The 20,755-nt window shown below is 40.9% G+C and carries 19 protein-coding genes; 4 read left to right on the top strand and 15 right to left on the bottom strand.

The features are described 5' to 3' along the window. On the bottom strand, nt 1–1,188 hold the full coding sequence (locus tag NP165_RS19625; RefSeq protein ID WP_257086148.1) for an aromatic ring-hydroxylating oxygenase subunit alpha: 1,188 nt from the start codon (nt 1,186–1,188) through the stop codon (nt 1–3). 320 nt (nt 1,189–1,508) lie between these two features. Here NP165_RS19625 and NP165_RS19620 point away from each other — a divergent pair, with 320 nt between their 5' ends. Then, entirely contained in the window at nt 1,509–3,239 is a 1,731-nt protein-coding gene (locus tag NP165_RS19620; RefSeq protein WP_257086147.1) for a BCCT family transporter, read from the top strand. Nucleotides 3,240–3,326: 87 nt separating this feature from the next. On the opposite strand, the gene gcvA is transcribed toward NP165_RS19620, so the two are convergent. Further along, nucleotides 3,327–4,253, bottom strand: a complete 927-nt coding sequence (gene gcvA, locus NP165_RS19615; protein WP_257086146.1) for a transcriptional regulator GcvA — start codon at nt 4,251–4,253, stop codon at nt 3,327–3,329. A 294-nt stretch (nt 4,254–4,547) separates the two neighbouring features. On the opposite strand from gcvA, the gene nfsA reads away from it, so the two are divergent. Next, entirely contained in the window at nt 4,548–5,270 is a 723-nt protein-coding gene (nfsA, locus tag NP165_RS19610) for an oxygen-insensitive NADPH nitroreductase (RefSeq protein WP_257086145.1), read from the top strand. Between the two features lie 188 nt (nt 5,271–5,458). Here the strand turns inward: nfsA and NP165_RS19605 are convergent, their stop codons facing one another. From NP165_RS19605 to tagH, 13 genes are all read right to left on the bottom strand, one after another. After that, complete coding sequence (locus tag NP165_RS19605; protein WP_257086144.1) at nt 5,459–5,815, bottom strand: hypothetical protein; 357 nt, start codon at nt 5,813–5,815, stop codon at nt 5,459–5,461. Beyond that, on the bottom strand, nt 5,812–6,369 hold the full coding sequence (locus NP165_RS19600) for an imm11 family protein (RefSeq protein ID WP_257086143.1): 558 nt from the start codon (nt 6,367–6,369) through the stop codon (nt 5,812–5,814). Before NP165_RS19600 ends, NP165_RS19605 begins: the two co-directional genes overlap by 4 nt. A 146-nt stretch (nt 6,370–6,515) precedes the next feature. Beyond that, nucleotides 6,516–7,088: an imm11 family protein gene (locus NP165_RS19595; RefSeq protein WP_257086142.1), complete on the bottom strand. Its 573-nt coding sequence runs from the start codon at nt 7,086–7,088 to the stop codon at nt 6,516–6,518. Between the two features lie 255 nt (nt 7,089–7,343). After that, on the bottom strand, nt 7,344–7,802 hold the full coding sequence (locus tag NP165_RS19590) for a hypothetical protein (RefSeq protein WP_257086141.1): 459 nt from the start codon (nt 7,800–7,802) through the stop codon (nt 7,344–7,346). A 92-nt stretch (nt 7,803–7,894) separates the two neighbouring features. Continuing rightward, nucleotides 7,895–8,482 carry an imm11 family protein gene (locus tag NP165_RS19585; protein ID WP_257086140.1) on the bottom strand — a complete coding sequence of 196 codons (588 nt, stop codon included), beginning with the start codon at nt 8,480–8,482 and terminating at the stop codon, nt 7,895–7,897. Between the two features lie 365 nt (nt 8,483–8,847). Continuing rightward, the gene (locus NP165_RS19580) at nt 8,848–9,408 is read right to left on the bottom strand and encodes a hypothetical protein (RefSeq protein WP_257086139.1); all 561 of its coding nucleotides are present in this window, start codon (nt 9,406–9,408) and stop codon (nt 8,848–8,850) included. 278 nt (nt 9,409–9,686) lie between these two features. Next, nucleotides 9,687–10,178: a hypothetical protein gene (locus tag NP165_RS19575; RefSeq protein WP_257086138.1), complete on the bottom strand. Its 492-nt coding sequence runs from the start codon at nt 10,176–10,178 to the stop codon at nt 9,687–9,689. 9 nt (nt 10,179–10,187) lie between these two features. Then, entirely contained in the window at nt 10,188–10,763 is a 576-nt protein-coding gene (locus NP165_RS19570; RefSeq protein WP_257086137.1) for a hypothetical protein, read from the bottom strand. A gap of 264 nt (nt 10,764–11,027) precedes the next feature. Then, nucleotides 11,028–11,174, bottom strand: coding sequence for a PAAR domain-containing protein (locus NP165_RS19565; protein WP_306439769.1), 147 nt, complete (start codon nt 11,172–11,174; stop codon nt 11,028–11,030). Between the two features lie 151 nt (nt 11,175–11,325). Then, the gene (gene icmH / locus NP165_RS19560; RefSeq protein ID WP_257086136.1) at nt 11,326–12,117 is read right to left on the bottom strand and encodes a type IVB secretion system protein IcmH/DotU; all 792 of its coding nucleotides are present in this window, start codon (nt 12,115–12,117) and stop codon (nt 11,326–11,328) included. After that, the gene (gene tssK, locus NP165_RS19555; protein WP_257086135.1) at nt 12,114–13,439 is read right to left on the bottom strand and encodes a type VI secretion system baseplate subunit TssK; all 1,326 of its coding nucleotides are present in this window, start codon (nt 13,437–13,439) and stop codon (nt 12,114–12,116) included. Before tssK ends, icmH begins: the two co-directional genes overlap by 4 nt. 11 nt (nt 13,440–13,450) lie before the next feature. After that, the gene (gene tssJ / locus NP165_RS19550) at nt 13,451–13,951 is read right to left on the bottom strand and encodes a type VI secretion system lipoprotein TssJ (RefSeq protein ID WP_257086134.1); all 501 of its coding nucleotides are present in this window, start codon (nt 13,949–13,951) and stop codon (nt 13,451–13,453) included. After that, entirely contained in the window at nt 13,944–15,437 is a 1,494-nt protein-coding gene (tagH, locus tag NP165_RS19545) for a type VI secretion system-associated FHA domain protein TagH (protein WP_257086133.1), read from the bottom strand. Before tagH ends, tssJ begins: the two co-directional genes overlap by 8 nt. Nucleotides 15,438–16,877: 1,440 nt before the next feature. On the opposite strand from tagH, the gene tssM reads away from it, so the two are divergent. Beyond that, nucleotides 16,878–20,270 carry a type VI secretion system membrane subunit TssM gene (tssM, locus tag NP165_RS19540; RefSeq protein WP_257086132.1) on the top strand — a complete coding sequence of 1,131 codons (3,393 nt, stop codon included), beginning with the start codon at nt 16,878–16,880 and terminating at the stop codon, nt 20,268–20,270. A gap of 27 nt (nt 20,271–20,297) precedes the next feature. Further along, nucleotides 20,298–20,750 carry an Lrp/AsnC family transcriptional regulator gene (locus NP165_RS19535; protein ID WP_257086131.1) on the top strand — a complete coding sequence of 151 codons (453 nt, stop codon included), beginning with the start codon at nt 20,298–20,300 and terminating at the stop codon, nt 20,748–20,750. Nucleotides 20,751–20,755: the final 5 nt, after the last annotated feature.

The following is a 20,755-nucleotide window of genomic DNA, read 5'->3' as shown; positions in this document are numbered from 1 at the left end:
TTACTGCTCCATTGCCGCTTTCACTTGTTTCGCTAGCCATGTTTGGAAGAAGTGAGTTGGGACATCCATTTCAGGTGAGAATACGCCACCACCAAAACCTGGTGAGTAACGACCTTGTTGCATGCCTTCTACCGCACCGATATCTTCGCCAAATACCACTCTCCAAGATTCAACCGTAGCAGTACGACAAGCCGCATATTCATCGCTCGTTGCTTCATCGCCCACATAGAAAACACGTAGGTGCTCGATGCTCTTATCCGCTTTGATTGGTTCGATCATCATTGCAAACGCGTGGTCTGCCTGAATACCTAGCAGTACGTTCGGGAATAGCGCGACGTATTCTGCGTGGCGCAGTTTGTCTTCAGGCCAGCTTGGGAATTTTGGTAAGTGCGTACCTGCGGTGTCAGACAGGTTGTAAGCAAGACTGCCCTGACCAGAAAAACGCTCGTCAAACATGATGTTGTAGTGATCTTCCAGACGCGAGTAGCTGTTCAAGCTTGGGTGTACCCAAGGCAGGTGGTACGCTTCGCAGTAGTTTTCTACCGCCAGCTTCCAGTTACTGTTCACTTCGATCTCTAGGTTGCCGCCCATATTCACTCGGCGCAGTAGACCCATGCCGTCTTCACCAAGGAAAGGCTTCCAACGTTGCTCTAGCGGTGCAATGTGTTCTTCAAAGCTCGCTGCGTCACCAGACAGGTTAACAAAGACCATGTCCATCCATACTGCTGAACGCAGTGGCTTCAGACCATGCTTTTCACATTTGAAACGGTCATCTTTATGTTTCGCGATACCACCAATGTGAGGCGTGCCTTTTAGGTTACCGTCTAGATCGTATGTCCATGAGTGATAAGGACAGCGGATCATGCCCTGCACTTCGCCCGCTTCATGCACAAGTTTCATACCACGGTGGCTACAAACGTTGTGGAAGACTTGAACCTCACCTTGACGATTTCTCATCATCAGTAGTGGTAGGTTCATGAAGTCAACTGGCATCACATAACCATCTTTAAGAAGGTCAGAGGCAAAACCAATACATACCCATGTGTTACCAAATACCTGGTCACGCTCGAATGTAAAATATTCTGCGTTTGTGTAGGCTTCATTTGGCATCCCAGTCGCTTCGCTGATTGGGTTTAGTACCTTATCAACAAGTTCAACAGGAATAATGGTTTGGTTGACATTGCTCATATTCTTATCTCCGAAAGTCGAGTTGCATCCAGTGCGTACAACATCGTGTTGTGTTAGTGATGCTTATATTGATTAACAACCTCGCAACAAACAAACGACTTTTTCGAAGGGCATGGATGAGTTTTTGTCATCCGTGCATTGATCCAGAACAATAAAGTGACCTCGTAATTGACAAGATTATTGTTTGCATGATTAATACTCATCAATCGATGAGTATTAATCAGTTGAAACAGAGGTGGGCTCTCTCTACTCTTTTCAAAAATTTAACAATAAAGAAACAATCAATAGCGCAACAAACAAAAGCAATGTGAGGGACTCCAATGAGAGCAACATCAGGGATTTTGAAAGGACTCAATCCGACCGTAACGATCGCATCTAAGATCGTCGTGATCGGTTTTGTACTTTTCTGTGCCATTCTCGCCAACCAAGCGGGTCAATACTTTGAGACTATTTCGGGTATTCTTTTGCAGAATATGAAGTGGTTTTATATTGGACTCGTCTCTCTGGTTGTCGGGTTTCTAATCTATCTAATGGTCAGCCGTTACGGCCATATTCGCTTAAGTAAAGACGATGAAAAGCCAGAGTTTAGCTATCTGTCTTGGATTTCGATGCTCTTCTCTGGTGGTATGGGGATTGGCTTGATTTTCTGGTCTGTGGCTGAGCCTATGTGGCACTACGCCGATAACCCATTTACTCAGGGTTTGACCAATGAAGCAGCCACTACATCAATGAAGCTGACCTTTTTCCACTGGGGCCTGCACCCGTGGTCAGTCTTCATTATTGTCGCGCTAGCTTTGGCGTACTTTTCATACCGTAAAGATTTGCCGTTTACGCTACGCTCTATCCTGCACCCTTTGATCGGCGATCGCATTTATGGCCCGATTGGTCACACCGTCGATATCCTGACTGTCGCGGTTACTGCGTTTGGTATTTCTCAAACCTTGGGGATGGGTGTCATTCAGATTAACTCTGGCCTCAACCAAGCGTTCGGGCTTGATATCAGCTTAGGCATACAGCTATTTATCATCGTTGCTTTGTGTACTTGTGCCGTCGCTTCAGTGCTGTCTGGTGTGGGTAAAGGCATTCGCCGCCTGTCAGAGTGGAACATGCTGCTATCACTTATGCTAGTTCTTGTCGTGCTGTACATCGGCCCTACTCGCTACATTCTCAACACTTTGCTCGAAAGCACTGGCTTATACGCGCAGAATATTGTGGGAATGAGCCTTTGGAGCGATGCACAAAATGACTCAGGCTGGCAAAACTGGTGGACAGCATACTACTGGCCTTGGTGGATGACTTGGGCACCGTTCGTGGGCATGTTCATTGCGCGTATTTCAAAAGGCCGCACCATCCGTGAATTGATTGGGGGCGCGTTGATTGTGCCAACATTGATCACCTTCTTGTGGATTTCTGTGTTCGGCGGCGCAGCACTGAAAGTAGAACAAGATGCGCGTATAGCACACGAAGCGCAAGTGGTTGCAGCTCAAGAGGCAGGTCAAGCGGCACCGGCACCCTACACAGGTGGCCCGATCTTAGAAGCGACCAAAGCAGACACCACACGCGCACTGTTTACTCTGTTTGATAACCTAGATACGGGCATGTTCGGTAAATTGCTCAGTGTGCTAGCTTGTATGCTGCTTGGCACTTACTTCATTACCTCTGCCGACTCTGGAACACTGGTTCTGTGTACGTTGGATGCTGCGGGGGACAGTGAACCGCCCAAATCCATTCGTGTACTTTGGGGCATTATGATTGCGGCCATTGCAGGCGTACTACTCTATGCGGGTGGCTTAAAAGCGATGCAAACGGCCTCTATTATTGCGGGCTTCCCTATTGCGATCTTCATTGCAGTAATGAGCCTGACACTGTTCCATAGTATCCGACGCGAACCAAAACCTTGGGCGATGCTCCCTGAGCACGTACACCCAGAGCAAGACAAGCTAGATGGCCCTGTCGAGCCACTGGTTGAAGCAAAAGTTGACGCAACGCCACAGGCTGCAATGGAATCAGAGCAAAGCAGTAGCTTAGAGCAAAAACCAGCTCTCACATAAGCCACTGTCATTAAAATAAAAAAGCGGGAACTTTGATTCCCGCTTTTCATTTTTACTTACCTTTACACGAGACAGATACACTGTCGCCTATACCAATCCCCTTTCCCCAACTTCTTCTGGAAGCTGCTGTAGTAACCATTCACGAAAGCGTTTAACACTGGCAGGAATCAGTCCTCTTCCTTTCGGCTCTAGCATCGAAAACTTAGATGGCGTAGACAACACGTGTTCAACTGGCCTAACCAAAGCGCCACTTTGCAGATAATCATCCACCAGAGAACCCCAGGCTAAGGCGATGCCCTGTCCATTGATTGCCGCTTGTAGCAACATTGGGTAGTTATTAATATTCATGCGATTCCGTGGCGTCATATTGGGCAATCCCACACCACTAAACCACTGCTCCCAGTTCACCCAATCTCGCTGGGAATCTTCCAAATAAAGCAAGGTTTTACTGAAAAGCTCTTCGGGTTCCGTCGGGTGCCCTATTTTGTCCAGATAAAGCGGGCTGCAAACCGGAAAGACCTCTTCTGAAAAAAGCGTGGTAACTTCCATTTCCGCAGGCGGCGTCCGGCAATAGAACAGCGCAATATCGCAATCTAAGCGACGCAAATCGAGGATGTTGTCTGAGGCCAATATGCGAATATCAATGTCATCGTGTTCGTTTTGAAATTCCGCCACTTTAGGCAGTAACCACAGTGCCGCCATTGCGTTGGTGGTCGCAACCGTAATTTTTTGTTCACCTTGCCACTTTTTCACTTCGCCAGTGATTTGAGCGATATCGAGTAAGGACTGGCTGATCGATTGGTAATATTGCAGCCCAGTTGGCGTTAAGTTGATACTACGATTCGCACGTGTAAACATCGCTTTGCCCAAATATTCTTCTAGCTGTCTAATTTGGCGACTAATTGCCCCCTGTGTGACATTCAGTTCGTCAGCCGCGAGGGTAAAGCTTAGGTGTCGAGCAGAGGCCTCAAACGCAACTAAGCTGTTCAAGGGTGGGAGGGGTTTGATTTTCATAATACTTCCAGATAAGCAGCTTTATAATGATTTTAGTTCACGGCAATCTGACGTTGCGCGTTGAATGGCGTCATTCTGGGGTAATTCGGAAAAACAACAATTGATAATGTTAAGAAAAGAGAGATTAGTCAAAACAAAGCCAAAGAATGAATCCTTAGCATTTCTTAAATCGGAGCCCTGCTGTTTAGAAGCTTCGAGTACACGGGTTTGAGATGGTTTACCTAGTCGCTAAATACCGTTAAGGTGAGTCGTCAGTATTATGGCAGAACAATATCAAAAGGATGTTAAATCAGCATGAATAGCACTATTCAAACCATATTAGCTCATCGCTCAATTCGTAAGTTTACTCAACAGCCCATCGACAGCAATCAACTGGATACTATTTTGCAAGCAGGCCTTGCCGCTTCTTCATCGAGCCTACTGCAAGTGGTGTCTATCATCCGCGTAACTGATAAAGAGAAACGTCAACGTTTGGCTCAGTTCGCAGGCAACCAAGCTTATGTTGAAAATGCCGCCGAATTTTTAGTGTTCTGCATTGATTATCAACGCCACGCCAGTATCAACCCGGATGTACAAGCAGACTTTACAGAACTCACGCTGATTGGTGCGGTCGACTCTGGCATTATGGCGCAAAATTGTCTACTCGCTGCTGAGTCTATGGGATTAGGTGGTGTCTATATTGGTGGTTTAAGAAACAATGCCAAACACGTAGATGAATTGTTAGGTCTACCTGAAAATACTGCGATTCTATTTGGTATGTGCCTTGGACATCCAGATCAAAACCCTGAGGTTAAACCTCGTTTACCTGCGCACGTCATCGTACACGAAAATCAATACAAAACACTGAACTTAGCTGATATTGAAAGCTACGATCAAAAGATGCACGATTACTACGCAAACCGTTCAAGTAACCAAAAACAAAGCACTTGGTCGCAAGAAGTGACGACCAAATTAGCTGGCGAGTCACGCCCCCACATCTTGCCTTATCTGAACGAGAAAGGCCTACTTAAACGATAGTGTCGTGGGAAATTCACAGCACATATATGCCCTACTTTTTCTCTTTGAGTCGTATTCGCAGAGGCCCTAGTGCCCAGAATCAAAGCTATTAAGGAAGAAATATACTAGCGAACAATCTGCCATATAAAGATCTGGCCTAAAGCATAGAAACGTGATGGATGCAGTTAGTTAGTGCATCCATACAGAAATTAGTTTGAACGATGTTCAATGGTACTAGGTGATTGTTCAACTAAAGCTTGAACTAACTCAGGTTCAAGCTTTAGTGTATTTTTTTCATAAACAACACCAGAGCCACTTTGGCCTGAATCATACTGCCTCTGTAAGACAGCCGGTAAGAATACATACATATCGTCAAAGGGCTCGCCATTTGCCTCATAATATATAGCGGTTTCAACCGTAAATGTATCCGGCACCTTCAGTGAATCCTTGACAAAAACACCAGGTGAAGGAAAGAACACTAAAACTAAATCTGCTAGTTTTGGAAACAATGAATTAGATCTAGTCTCAGAGAGCAAGCCATCTTGCTTGTACTTTTGTTCAATCATGCAAACTCCATAGGTATAAATTCAACGCCAGTCACTCCAGCAGCTTCTAAAGCATCCTTTACATTTTCATTAACATAGTAAGAAGTTTTATAACTAGACAAAGTAAAGCAGTCATGGGTAATAGAAGTTGACTTGAATTTTTCTATATCGATCTTTTCTTCATAAACATTTCTATATACACCTAGTCTACGGTTGAAACGGCTTGCTTCCGAAGCTTCCGGCTCTAGAAGATCATAATTTGCTATAGCATTCACAAAAGCATAACTATGATATAAGCCATCATTTTCTACAGTGACAGGAATAAACTGAGCCCCTAAAAAACCATTATCAAAAAATATTTTCTGAACCCTGTTACTAGCAAGCATACCTACTCCTATTTTTAAATAGTCAGACATACCTGTTTCAGCGTAACACCGATCAACTGTTATATAGGGCTTGCTGTTAAACATTTTTTCTTGTGAAGTATAGAAATTTAGCACACTATCCCATGGCTCTTGAACACTAAAACTCCCTTCATCTTCTTCGAATTTACTATATAGTAAGTAATAGTTCATATTAGTATCCTAACTTCGACATTTTTCACTTAAGTACGTCGAATTCCAAGTCCTTCATGATTATTCGCTTACATGTCATCTTCTTTTCTGGATTGATGTGAGCCTCACCCTGATATTTTTTGTCGTTGAATTTCTATGTGTCATTTTTAGTACTTTGGAACTTCTTTGTCACAGTCTAGTTTTAACGTTCTTAAATCATTAAACATATTTCCACAATTCACAAGATCATAAATCTCCTCACAAAAAATCGTAGCTGTTTCCGCTCCATGTACTCTAAATAGCACTCTTTTATGAAAAGGGACTTGTCTGAGCTTCTCTTCAGATAAATATAACTCCATAACAAGAATTTTATTTCTTTTCGGCGATTTCCTTGTTCTAGACTTAAGCTCATCCATCGCATCAACAATATTGTTTATCGCAAGTATATATCGCTTATTTAATGTTCCATCTCGGAACCTAAGCTCTGCGGGATAACATTCAATACCGTAAGGATCAAAACTCATTACTAATTCAGCTAACTCTTTGCTTACACAAAGATCGCCATTGTCAGCAATGTTACCAACCCCTTTGATTGAACCATCCGTTGCTTCCCATACAATAGGTTCATATGAACTAGTCGGTTCTAAGGTCGACTTGCTGTATAAGGGCTCTCTATTGTCTATACATGTAAAGCTAGTGCTCGGAGCCCGGTAATCTTCACTAATAATTGAGAAATGCATGATTTTAATTTATTCCGCTATTGTCTTCAACAACACGCTGCTCTAACAGAAGTTGTTAACGTCAGATTAACTGATACCCATTAATGGAATTTTGTTTTGTCAAGATAGCATAATCTTCTATCATGGTTTTCTTCTTAAAATTTAGGCGTACATATAGACGTGTTCTTTTTAGGTTTTCTTAAGCTTCTCACGAATATTAAAGTGTACTTAAATGGTTTTAAGGGGAAGTTTCAACCTTGAACAATACGAATCAATTCAATCACCCCAGCGTACCCAAATATCTTGCATATTCGCCTTCAACATCGCATCTACAACGCTGTTATGCATAAACACGAATGAAGGATCTTGATCTAACTTGAATATTAAGCGTTCCTCTAGAGGGATCGTATTAAGTTTACTCTCATCCAATACCGGTTTGGAGATCGAGCCAATTGAAGGTGCCTCGCAGTTCCAGTGCGTCGTGTCTAGATCCAATACATCATAGCGATTAAATATGTGGAAAAAAACGTAGTCGATGTCATCAATCGTTTCTAGTTCATCGTCTGTACCTATATCAATTTGCACTTCGTCATCCAAATGCGGACGAAATGGATTTTTAATGCGTTCTATCCCTTTTGGGTTCATTGCTGAAAGTATATCCGCAAATTTTTCGGCAAAGAAGAAACGTGGGCATTGACAAAAATCCACTACCAAATCTGGTTGCATTTCCATCATACGTTCTTTACTCGCCTGTATAAGGCTATTATTTTGTTGATACTGTTTACTGCGATGAAAAACCTGATAATCGTTCATAATTATTTACTCTATTAAACTGTCATCTCGAAACCAATATCCCACTGAAGAAGCGGTACTAAGCGAAGTCCGCTAGCATTTAAAGCCATTAACGGTTCAGCTACAGATCTATGAACTAAATACTCAGACATACCTCTAATCGTAAAAATGCAGCGTTTTTCCAAAGGAATCATTGCCAATTTGTTCGCATCTAAGCGAAAATTGATAGCATCAACGCTACCATCATCTTCCTTCTCAAAGTACTTGCCGTTGTTAAAGTCATAGGCATTAATTACATTCTCTACCACCAGAATATAATATGAATACTCACTTTCATCATTATGAGTATATATGGCAGGAAACAACTGAACTTTATAGAGATCAAAATACTCAATCACTTTCTTGACTCTCTCCGAAATTACTGGGTCACTTGGAGCTGCCATTGCTTCGATAAGCGGAATACTATCATTAGGGTCCGCTGCGGTTTCAACTTGAATCGGTCTTTTAAGTGACGCAGGACTTTGGAGCATTAAATAGTGACTTTTAGTATCAGCTACATAAGGCGAAGGCACCTTTCCAGATCCACACACTAGTACATAATATTCTTCGTTAATATCTGACATGGTCATTATCCAATTTTAAATTCATAATTATCCCCTAGTGATTATTTGTGTAAGCACATGTTTATTTTGACAAATTTAGCCATGCCTAACCGGCATTTTTCTAAGAAACTGCAATAAATCAGTTGTCTTATAATCGTTAAATTTCTTCTGATAATTATCAGAATGGCTTTCAAAATCGAAGTTGCCACTCCAGAGATCTTTACCTTTCAGCCAAAAGTCATTTAGCTTTTCTAAAACATTCCCCTAAATTATAAATGTAGCTTCACCTTCAATAAAAATAAGCAGATCTGGGCTGGGGACACTATAACTGGTCTTTTCCTGGTAATAGGGTACTTAAATTATCCTTATTAAATTTTATATACATCTTATCCTGCCCAAGACTCGTTGAAATTTTCTATCGGGACAAATTTGATACCAGTTGGATTTTGAGACATTATTTTATCTACAATACTTTTATGATAAAAAATGTGAAACCCCCAAGACTGATCTCTAAATATCAATCTTTTATACAATGGCAAAGCTAAAAGTTTATTAACATCTATTACTAACTTTCTCATGCCGGAGATGTTTCCTCTTTTAACTCTTTTTAACTCACTCCGATCATGATCAATTATATCAATTTCATGTGCTAGCTGTAACATCATGAAGTCATGCTCACCCTTATCTATAACTTTAATAGGTATCCAATTCACACCATAAATATTATTCATATCAATAGAATTGTATGTTACTTTCGATATGGAAAACTCAGGCTCCAATATGATACTTGTTATTTCATAATCTTCTTCTGGTCTATATTTTGCGAGAACAGGAATCGGCTTACTTGGGAAAGTGAACCTAGTGCTATATACTGCTTCTTCAAACTCTTCAGATACTTCAAACATAGGCATAGGGCTGTTTTCCCTAGCAAAAAAATAATCGCTCACGTTCCTACCCTTCGTTGTCATGGTTTCATAATCCTTCCCGTATCTAGGCATCGTCCAATAAGAACTATTGAGACTATAAACATTGTTAAAACCCGGACTTATCCGACTACACTCTTGATCATCACAGGAAATAATCCATATGAAATCCTTAATATGATTGCCGATTTGTCAGCCCAAACATGAACGACTGCTGGTCGAGATTTCAGAGCGTCTCCTTAAACTTTAGTTTTGTATAAACATACAAACAGTTTAAAAAAACAAGCGTCGTTCGGCGCTTATTATACATCTCTTACCCAAACATCTTTGACGTATTTTTTCAACAAGTCGATCACGCTTCGATGAATGAACACCAATCCATAGTCTTCTTCAAGTTTGAAAATTAGACGCTCTTCTAATGGAACACCTTCAAGTATTGAAAAATCAAACTCTGTACATTCAATATCAAGCCAGTTTAATTTTCCGTACTGCTTTTCTTGCGCTGTCAATTTGTACGTTTGATGGACATAGGGCATTCGATAATTTTCATATACCTTAATCTGGTCATCAGACGGTTGACTAGGTGAACAGTCAACACGCGCATCCAACCACTCTACGCCATGCTGTACTAACTGTTCCACCTTTGAAGCAATATCACCAATAATAAATAGCTTTGGTGAGAATGTCATTTCCAACAACAAATCTGGCTCGACTGATACAATTGGCTTAGGTGTTTTTTGAAATGGAAAGTTAGTTTGGTCTTGTTTTGTCAAGATTACGTAGTCTTTTTTCATTACTATTTCCTAAAATTTAGGCGCTCGCATAGATGTATTCTTTTTAAGTTTTCTTAAGAGCGAAAACCTACTATCATCTTTTATTAGTTCATAAATTTTCGGATCAAAAAAAACAGCCGAGCCTGCATCTTTAACTCTGTAAATGACTCGCTTTTCTTCCGGTATTGATTCCAACTTTTCAGCACTCAGAAATAACCTATGTATAATAACACCCCCTCCATAAGGTGATATCTCAATCGCACTCCTATCTAAGTCAGCAACATCTTGAGTATTATTAATAGCAAGGATATACCTTTCAAAAATCTCACCATCCTTTGTAAGGAGAGATGCGGGATAAAACTCAATACCATAAGGATCAAAACTCATAATAATTTCCGCCAATTCTTTAGTCACACATATATCACCATTATTGGCGATCGGATGCACATACTTCGAAGGCGTGTTGCTATCAGACCACTTGATAGGATCTATGCTACTTGTTGGTTGAAAGCTATTAGTGCTATATAAGAACTCTCGGTTATCAACACACTGGAAGTGAGATGGACTACGCATTAAATCTTCAGAAATCACTGAAAAATCCATCATGTCGCTTTCCCTTTTTATTTGTTCACGTAAATTTATATTACCTTTGAAAGAAAATGATTCCATCTCTAATTTAGTAGGTATTTCCTTGAATTATTTTTGAAGTTTTTTATTTTATTTCCAATGTAAACTCCTACTCCCATTTTTTGGCAGACATTACACCCGGCCTCCCCATCTTCCAAGCCCTTTCCTTTGTAAATTAACATTAAATCAAAAGATGCTATATCGCTTAATATTTCAATGGTAGTGGAATCTATTGGGTTTATATTATTTTTTTACGTTGTTTCCATAAGGAATCGGAACAACAGGTTTACCAACGGTAGTTAAGCAAACATCTGGAAGTGTTGCGTTTGCTTCACCGCCTGAGCCTTTATGAACGACACTCAGTCCATTTGCACAAATTGTTACGCCCATGACCAATCCACTTGAATAAATATGAAGTGAATAATAAAAGAGATTGCGCATTGCAATCTCTCTAAGTAACTAGTTAATATCACCAAACAGCCAGTAAAATGCACAGTTCGCTTTAATATTGGGAGAAGTTCTCATTTTGATAACTTACTATTTATCGATAAACATCAAGCAGTTGCTGAAACTTCACATCAATGACTATATAAGTGACGGCGTACATCATTAAAAACGCGGCTGCGCTAAAGCCCAAAACTCGCTTAGGCGAAATGACCTTCTTTAGCGGTTTTTTAATGTATTTCGCTTTTAGGTTTACTAATGAGATTTTTTCTTGTTCTGCCAAACGCTCATCTCGCACAAGCCGGTAAACGGTGTTACCAATTTCTGCAAGTTTCTCGTCACCACGCTCTTCTCGTCCATACTTACCTTGGAAACCAAGTTGTAATAGAAGGTAAAGAAACTCAATCACGTGACGATATTTTCTAGGATCAGCCTTTATTCTCTCTAGAATGACAAAAAATTTGTCGCCGCCTGAGGTTTCATTATGGAACTCTGACAACAAACTATTCTGGCTCCACGGGCTGTTTGCGCCCCACTCTTGACGAAAAACCGCTTCATCAATAGCAGCACACAAGCAGTAACGGATAACCAGTATCGAAGCGCGATCCAATTCCATTTCGTTGAGTTTACGCTCGCCTTTTCGGATCTCACGCGCTACTTGCTCGCGAAATGGCATAGGATCATCTAGCCAAGGGATGGACGACATACAGGACAAGCTCGCGATCAACCAAGAGAACTGATCCACCAACGGGTTGATACCCATACTTTCAATATTAAGGTCTTGTACCGCAATATTTCGAGATAAGTCCGGCGCGGGCATTACCTCCATTGGCTTACCTGGCTCCGGTTGGAATAAAACTACGGTAACGTCGGTTTCTGCATAGCTCATAGACGTACTGCCCAAAGTTGTAGTGTTAGGTTCGCAAAGTCACCAGTAATATGGAAGGCGATCGCTGCTGTATTCTCCAATGCAGCCCATTCATCACCAGTCTTATCAAGCTCGAAGTATGTGTAGCCTGCATGATATGGAAGCGAACGAGGCACAACTGGCATTGGCTTAATTTCGATACCTGGCAGCTGCAAGTTAATTAAGTCTCTGATATTTTCAATCGAGCCGATCTTAGTCTGGCTAACAAACTGAGTGTGCAACACATCTAGCGTCACATCCGCTTTTACTGCCAAAACGAATGTCGTGTTGCCAATAAGATTGCTGTCTGGAATGGCCGCTGTTCGAATACCATAGTTTTGCTCTTTTAGTGCTAATGGAATAGCACGTTGTTCAGACATTACGCTTAATGTCATTTTCGCGCTATCAAGTGCACGCGACAAACAGCTGGTTAAATCACCATGATTATATTTGGTGAACTCGATTGGCCTACGTGAAGCAGAGCAAAGCGTGGACAACTCTCCTTCCGCTTGTAGTAGAGTGCGATACAACACCTCGGGGTGAATGCCTTCTACATTCGCAAAGTGCCAGAATAGAGGTTCGTACCGATTCAGCGCCTGGAGCATCATAAAATCTGAAACGGAAGAGACGCCTTGCTGATCAACAGCACCTAACCTTTGAACAATAGACTCTGCGCGGTGCTTTAACATAGACGCAAATTCAGTCGTAAACTTGCTCAACACTTTAGAAGCCTGAATGTCAGTGCATGTAGGAATGAAGCTTTCATCCAAAATGACACTGCCATCTGGCTTAACTTCTGAGATTTTCAAAATGGGAATCGAGGTGTAAGCACTTTTGTCTTCGTGATCGAACATCAAACAGAAGTTCAGTTTACCTACAACGAGGCTCGCCATATCTTCAGAGTCATAACACGCATCGACAGCTTCCTGAGACTCCATCGTATATCTCGCGCTATCTCTTTTCGTGCCAAACAATTTCGACCTTTCAGAAGGCAATGGGCAACAGAGATACACCACTTTGTTAGCGATAGACGGATCAACATCTTTCACTTCTGGAAGTTCCGCTTGCAAAGGTAGATCAAAGGGGGTTCTGTCTTGAAGAATACCCTCAGCTCGGGTGATTCCTATTTTCCCAAGTGCTAACAGTTGCGAATTAATTTCTAACCGCTGAATACCCCAATAAAGTGGTGATGTATTAGCACTAAGCATACTAGAACGTTTACTGTGAGACCGATCGAGCTGTTGAAAATGCTGCGGCTTCATGAACATTCCATCTTGCCAAACAACTGGGTTGTATAAAGACATGTTTGTTTCCCTTAAAAGTAAACTTGCTCAAGGCCGCCATCTTCGTCCGTCATTAAGTCGCTGCCTTCTAGATTAAGCTTCATAACGTATTTACTTTTTGCTTCTATCTCGACGACTTTCCGCCAAGAAGAACCGTCGATATCGCGAAATGCCACTGAGAATCCCAAAGCCCTTGTCGCTGGAGCTAACGTCAGTAACTGCTCTACACTTTCACCCGGTTGAATTTCATACTCATAACGTTTGATGTATTCATCTCCCAATGACGCTTTGTCGCTTTCAAACAAAGCAAAGAAATCTAACCTACGGAACAGTACTGGTGAGCTCAATTCATGAACGCGTAAAACAACGGGAGATGATTGCCCACCGACACGTTCATTGAGAACTGGCGACGCCTCAATCAACAATTCAATAGACGAGGTTTCAGGCGTAATGCCCGTAGTTTCTTTAAACTGGTCCCACATAGTGCATCCGGATAGCAAAGCAAATCCTATTAATAAAACGACCTTACGCATGGCTTCCTCTCATCGCTTTGTTGTAGTTCTTTCTGATCAACCCTTTCAAAGAGGTTTCGTTTAACTGGCTACGATTTTTTGCATAAAACGCCAAGTATTCATCCCATAACTTTGATTTGGTTGTGAATATTGATTTTTGTGAAAACTCATTAGAGAACGTGACCGGGTCACTCATTTCGGATTGCTCAAGGAGTAGTTCATTGAGTGCTGTGTTAAATACCAACTGATGATCATTAATTTCATCAAGCATTTGTTCAATAAGTTCGTTCGGTGCCAACAAGTTTTGACTATTTAATGTGAGCATCAATTCGATTAAGTTAGATTCTGACTGAGTTAAGTCTTTTTCTTCTTTTAAGGCTTCAACTTCGTGCAATTCCTTTTGCAGTTTTTCCATACACAAGCGCAAACATCTTCCCATCTGACTAAACAGCAAGGCTTCGGTTCTTATCAAATCAGGGTTCGTGATCCCAAGTCCTTCAAAAAACGCTTGGCTAATTTCATTCGCTGGGATAGTGCTGCTTTGTTTATCTGACGTACTGTTTAAATGCCCTACTTTTGTCGGTGTTTCAGGTTGCTCTAACTGTTCATCAAACTTAGCAGGAGTAATTGCTTGGGTTACATCTTCCCAATTTTTATCTACCGTCTTCTGGTTGGAATCTTTATTATGGATTTGTTGGGCTTTTTGAAGGGCCGAGTTTTGAGATGAGCTTTTTGTTTTATCTGTACGCGAAATGATCGGATCTTTCTGGAAGTCTTCCGGTATAATTTCATTTTCGTTTAGCGTATTAGATTGCGTAAACGTTGCCTTGCTAGAAGCACTTCCCGCCATCCAGTCTTCAGGAATTAAGTTTGGTGTATCAAATTCAGAATGAATACTTAAGCTATCATCGGCGATTTGGCGTACATGTTTAATCGGTTTAGGCGATGCTCTATCCAACTCGCTTTCATCCCTGATTAAATAGTCATCTTCACGCTGCATTGAAAACGTCAAGTGTTCAATAGGATCATGACAATCAATATCATCTTGTTTCGTTTCTATAAACAGATCTTCGACGTCGTCGCTATGCGTTTCGTCTCTTGTCACAACGTCACCTAAAGTGAGCAAAGGATCGCTCGATACACGTTCAGGGGCGATATCTGATGCTATATCCTGCTCTGCAGAAACACGCTCGAAAGCGACACCGATTTCATACTGACCTAGAGTGATGATGTCACCATCACAAATTGAGACTGGCTGGTTTTTTAATATTTTATGGCCGTTTACCATGGTTCCGTTCGTACTCACATCGCTGATGTAATACGTATCACCATAGGCACTGACAAGGCAATGAGTACTGGATATGAAACGGTTGTGGTCTTTAAGGGATAAAGTACAACCTGCAGCTCGACCGATTGAACCACCACCATCTGACATTTCTATATGTTTAGCGCCGGTGTATTCTTCTGGGCATTTGGAAATGAATAGTACTAGCTGATTTAAGCGCATTACTAACCTTTAAAATAGCTTTGAAATAGAGAGTTCTACTCCACCGATTCCTTCATTGATAACATGGGAATAAAGGCGGCATTTGGAACGATTTGGATATATGCATCTGGGTTGCGGCCTAAGTTAACTGCTGTACTGATCATCGCCATAACCCAAAGCTCAAATTGGCCCGCCTTGCTCTTAGCCTTTGGTCATCTACGAATACTTTTTTACCTAAGGGCGAAAGATATCAATTAATTTCTCTTTTTCAACAAGGTAAAAATCCTCCCTGTCAAATAAGTCAATTCACCTACAAATAGCCACACATTAACTACCAATACGTACATAACCTCCGAAGTCACAACTTGTTTAGCCTTTAACAAAGAAATACAAAATCAGACACAAAACACAACCAGGCATTAACATTTTATCACAATTGTATTTTCTAAATTTATACAATTAAGACATCAATAACCAAGGGGTGCCAAACAAACATTGGGTTAAATCAAAAAATAACCACACTTCAATTTCAACCATTTTTATTAGCAAAAGATGTTATTTACAATACAGACAATAAAATTCATCGCCGACGTGTTTTGGAACGCACATCACTAACTACAATAACACTATTATCATTACCAAACTTCATTATGTAGATCTTTACCGCATGAATACCAAAATTGACGTGCTAGTTATATTTATCTTATTCAATTTTTTATTAATAAATATAGAATCCTACAGATTGCAAAGAACTGCGCTGCGTAACTGTCGGGAAGGCAAAACTATGTTAATTAATTTATTTCGTTGAACGTGAAGAATTATGATTTCTAACTACTATGTGAGAGCACAAATCAGCCCAAGTATTCTCCGCATTCTTAGTACAAGAAAATCTTAAAATTTAACTTAAGATCAACAACTTAATACAAAATAATTACAGGCATCATATGTAATCGTTCAAGAGTTCAATCTAAAAAATTTTCGGTATGCGACTAATATGAACCTAGAGCAAAGTTGGCCACTTCAATAAAACATTAAAAAACATAAGGCTTTACAAGATATACAACCATATATTCACCACAGTTATAAAACGCTTCAAGATACTGATTATAGTTTGAAAGCTGAATTACGAGAAAAGTCATTTACTGTCTAGATAAAAACCATTTGGCTTAATAAAAGCACAGACAAAGAAGACAGTTTGCAGTTTTTTACTTTCGTAACTAGATCGAATTTTTTCATAAAATATCTAGCTCAAAAACGGTGTTCAATGTCAAATGAGTGTATTTTCTATTTGCTAGCTCAGCCTTTTTAATAACGAAGATAAGAAGGCATGTATGAGAAATCACTAACAGGAAAGGACACTGAACGTTTCACCCTTTTCTTAACCACTATAAATATAATGTTAATCAGAAAATGACTGGTAACAACTAAAAATGCAGATGTAAATAAAGAAACTATAGGCTTATGTTCAAACAAAAAATACTTAGGAATCCTTTAATGGTTTCCAGCGTCGTGGCTTTTCTATTAGCAACAGTATTGACAACCGTATACCTGGTCTGGTTTAGAGATACTGACCAACTTTATCTTTGGTTGGGGCTAGGTGTTGTAGCAGCCTTTTATCTTATTTATCAATTAACCTTGTGGATTAAGAAAAAAAACCATTCCAATAGTGTAAGATTAGAAACGGAAGAAGAAACACTCTCTTTAGTGATCCGGCCTCTTCTTTCTCAATCAGGCACAAAGCCTGTTTACCTACTCATTGGCAACAAAGGGGCTGGACGACGCCAGTTTCTATTCAATTCCAATGCAATAAAGCCAATAGACCGATCTCGCACGAATAAGAATGACTTTTTCGAGTGGTACGAGTCTGATGAAGCCATATACATAAAGCCAGAGCACCGACTTACGTTTCAAGAAGACTCCAACAGTGATGGTTCACTCTGGAATACTTTCATTGAAGAAGTCATTCGTCACAACCCAAGGAAGCCGTTTTCAGGCTGCCTGTTCTTTATAGACTTCGAATTTCTAATTGTCTCCGAACCAGAGCAGAAAGATCACACAATTGCTACTTTGCTGCAGCGACTGAATTCAATCAGCGAAAAGACATCTTCTGCACTCCCTATTTACATGATGATGTCTAAACTCGATAAGCTTGAGGGCTTCAAGGAGTACATGCACTTCAGCACGTTAAAAACGCGTGTTGAGTTTCTTTCTATTCCCTTAAAAGAAGCGAAAGGTGTCATTACAGAGTGTTACCGTGATGGTTACGGTAATCTTGTAAAAGTGCTAGAGAGCAATGCACTTGATGCTTCTGCAAATTCTCACGATGTTGATGAAAAGCAAGCAATCCTCTCTTTTCCTAAACAATTTGAGTTATGTCAGTCTGAAATCGGCTATGTGCTAGAGCGCTTATGTGACGTTAATAATGGCGTTTATGCTCTAGACATTAGAGAAATATTCTTCTGCTCTAGCTTGCAAGGCGGACGTAAATATAACCTTTTAGCAAAGAGCTGTAGTAACTATTTTAATTTGCCAATCATTGCGTCTGAACACTCTCAGCTTACAGAGACTCCCTATTTTTCAAGGTTTTTGGTTAATTCTCAAATCTTACCTGAAAGTGATTTTGCAGGCGAAAACCAAACTTACTTACGTCGTATTCAAAGACAAAGCCATTTGGCGATGCTCGTGTCAGTCATTTTACTTGCCGGAGGAGGATATTTCTTCGTCACGACACTCGGCAGCAACCTTAACGTAATTAACCAATTATTGGATGCAGAAGACAATAACCAAGTTGCGAAATCAGCAGACTTTGATTCGCTACTGTCCGCTGCAACACATTCGGTTAGACCGACTTACAGTGCCTGGTTAAGCGGTAAAGCAGCACTCGAAGAAGAATCCTTACCTCTACACATCAGCCGATTGAATGAAAGCACTAACATTGCGTACGAGTCACTTTTGAAAGACGTGGCTAAACAGCTCATGCCGGTCATTGAAGAAGGCTACCAAACTCAGCTAACACAAAATCAGCACGACTCTACTCACCCTCTTCCACTGCTGAAAGGCTATTTAATGCTCAGTGAACCATCAAAGCGTGACATTAAATTCCTGCGTCATCAAACGCTAACCGTTTTAAACAGGTTAAGTTCTCAACCGGATGTTGTTAATCAGGCAATGCTCTATCTAGACACCTATTTCAGCACTCAGTTTGCCCCTGTGGACATCAACATGGATGTGGTCCGTGCTACAAGGCATTCCCTATTAGAAAACTCTAATGTCGATCTAGTTTACGCTGGAATTCTAAATCAAGCGGACGCCATTGCCTTAGGCACGCTTGATTTACCTCGTGCCGTAGGATTTGATTTTAGTCATGTGTTTGCTTCACCACGTAACAGCGACGAGTTGAACATTGATAAAATCTACACGTCGGCGGGCTTTAATAGCTTCTATCGCCCACACGTTGATCTTTTATCTAAGCAAGTCATTACAGACAATTGGGTATTGGGCTTATCAGACAATGTCGTACCGAGCAAACAAGACAAGGACGCATTTAAAGATCAAGTACGTAAGAAATACACAGACGATTACATCAGCCACTGGAGAAACGCTTTAAGTGAGCTAAAAATCCAGCACCATAACAATATCAGCGACTTGGCAAATGCCATTGATCTTATCTCTGGTCCATCTTCACCTATGACGACTGTTTTAAAACAAGTTTATGACAATACCCAGTTTTCTCCAGTGGGTGAAAAGAATGTGCTTATTTCTAGAGTGAACCCTAAACTACTTGTCGCGGAGGAATCGGTTTCGAAATTAGCGGAAGAAGCCATTAAACCGGATTACCTTCTGATGAGCCGAGTTGAACAAGCTTTCCACCCGTTAAACCAGCTTCAGATTAGCGAAACGTCAAACTCCCCAACGCCATGGGATGAGACGGTCACTGCGCTTGGCAATCTACGTAATTATATGAAAGACATCGCCGATGCATCCAACCCTCAGTTGGCAGCGTTAGCCGCTGCGCGTAAACGTATGCGCAGTACAGAAGCCGATCCTCTCATCAAACTAAAACAAATTGCTCATAGATCGCCAGAGCCAGTCAAAAACTGGTTGCTTGAAATCGTCGATCAAAGTTGGTCGGTTCTGATGACTGAAGCATCACATGGCATCCAAATCCGCTGGTACAGCGAGATCTACACTAAGTTCAAAAAAATGGGTCAGGGTAAGTACCCGTTTGATCTCTCTGCAACCGACGAGATTTCCGTCGAAGAATTCGAGTTACTACTTGCCTCTGGCGGTTTACTAGATACATTCATCAAAAAGAATTTTGCACCTTTTTATGACACAAACTCGTGGAGACCAAAACAGGTGGATGGCAAAACAATGCAATTATCCCCTACTCTTTTGACTCAACTACGAAATTATAACGTCATAAGAGACACATTGTTCAATAAGAGTACAAACCGCGTCCATATTCCGTTCAATGCAAAAGTATTAGACCTAGATTCTAGTGCGATACGAGCGAGCATAAAAATTGCTAACTCATATATTAACTACTATCACGGTCCAAGCCGAGCTCGTGAAGTTGAGTGGCCACCAAGAAATGGCAACTTCAATATCACAATCACGGTACAAGATGTAACAGATGAGGGTAAACAGCACGTTTTAAATAAGAGTGGTCAGTGGGCGATATATAAATTGCTAGGTGAATCGACCCTGACAAACACTCATGACGGCAGCTTCGTCAGTGACATAAAAGTGTCAGGTAGGGATTTAAGTGTACTTATCACTCCTTTGACGCGAAAAAACCCATTTACTCTGGCCGAGTTGTATAACTTTAAACTTCCAGAGTCGATTAAATAACTTATAAAAATTAAATAGGCAGAACACATGATCTCAAACATGACTTTACAAGGCTTAGACAAACTAGATCGTAAAATATTATCCAGTCTGTTATCTAACGGGCGTGAGTCCATTGCGAATCTATCTCGAAACATCGGTTTGTCTCGTACTGCTGTGGCAGAAAGAATCAATCGATTGGAGAAAACTGGGATTATTAAAGGCTATACAGCACAAATCCGAGTGGAGAATGAAGGACGAAAAGCAGCTAGCTACCTGCTTATTTCTTGTGAAAAAGGCAAAAAAAATGAAGTCACTAATGCCCTGAAAGAGATTCCTGAAGTTCGTTTGACAAGTGTGGTTGGTGGTAGCTTCAATATTATTGCCCTTATTGAAGCGCCAGACTTACAGTCTATCCATCACTTGTGTAATGAAATTGAATCTTTCAATGGCATACAAAAGTTAGATACAACTGTAGTGCTCCACCAGCCAATCAGTCGCTAACTTAT

This window comes from Vibrio japonicus (assembly GCF_024582835.1).
GTDB lineage: Bacteria > Pseudomonadota > Gammaproteobacteria > Enterobacterales > Vibrionaceae > Vibrio > Vibrio japonicus.
Note: the sequence above shows the minus strand (reverse complement) of the source record. Positions and strands in the feature narration are given on the sequence as shown.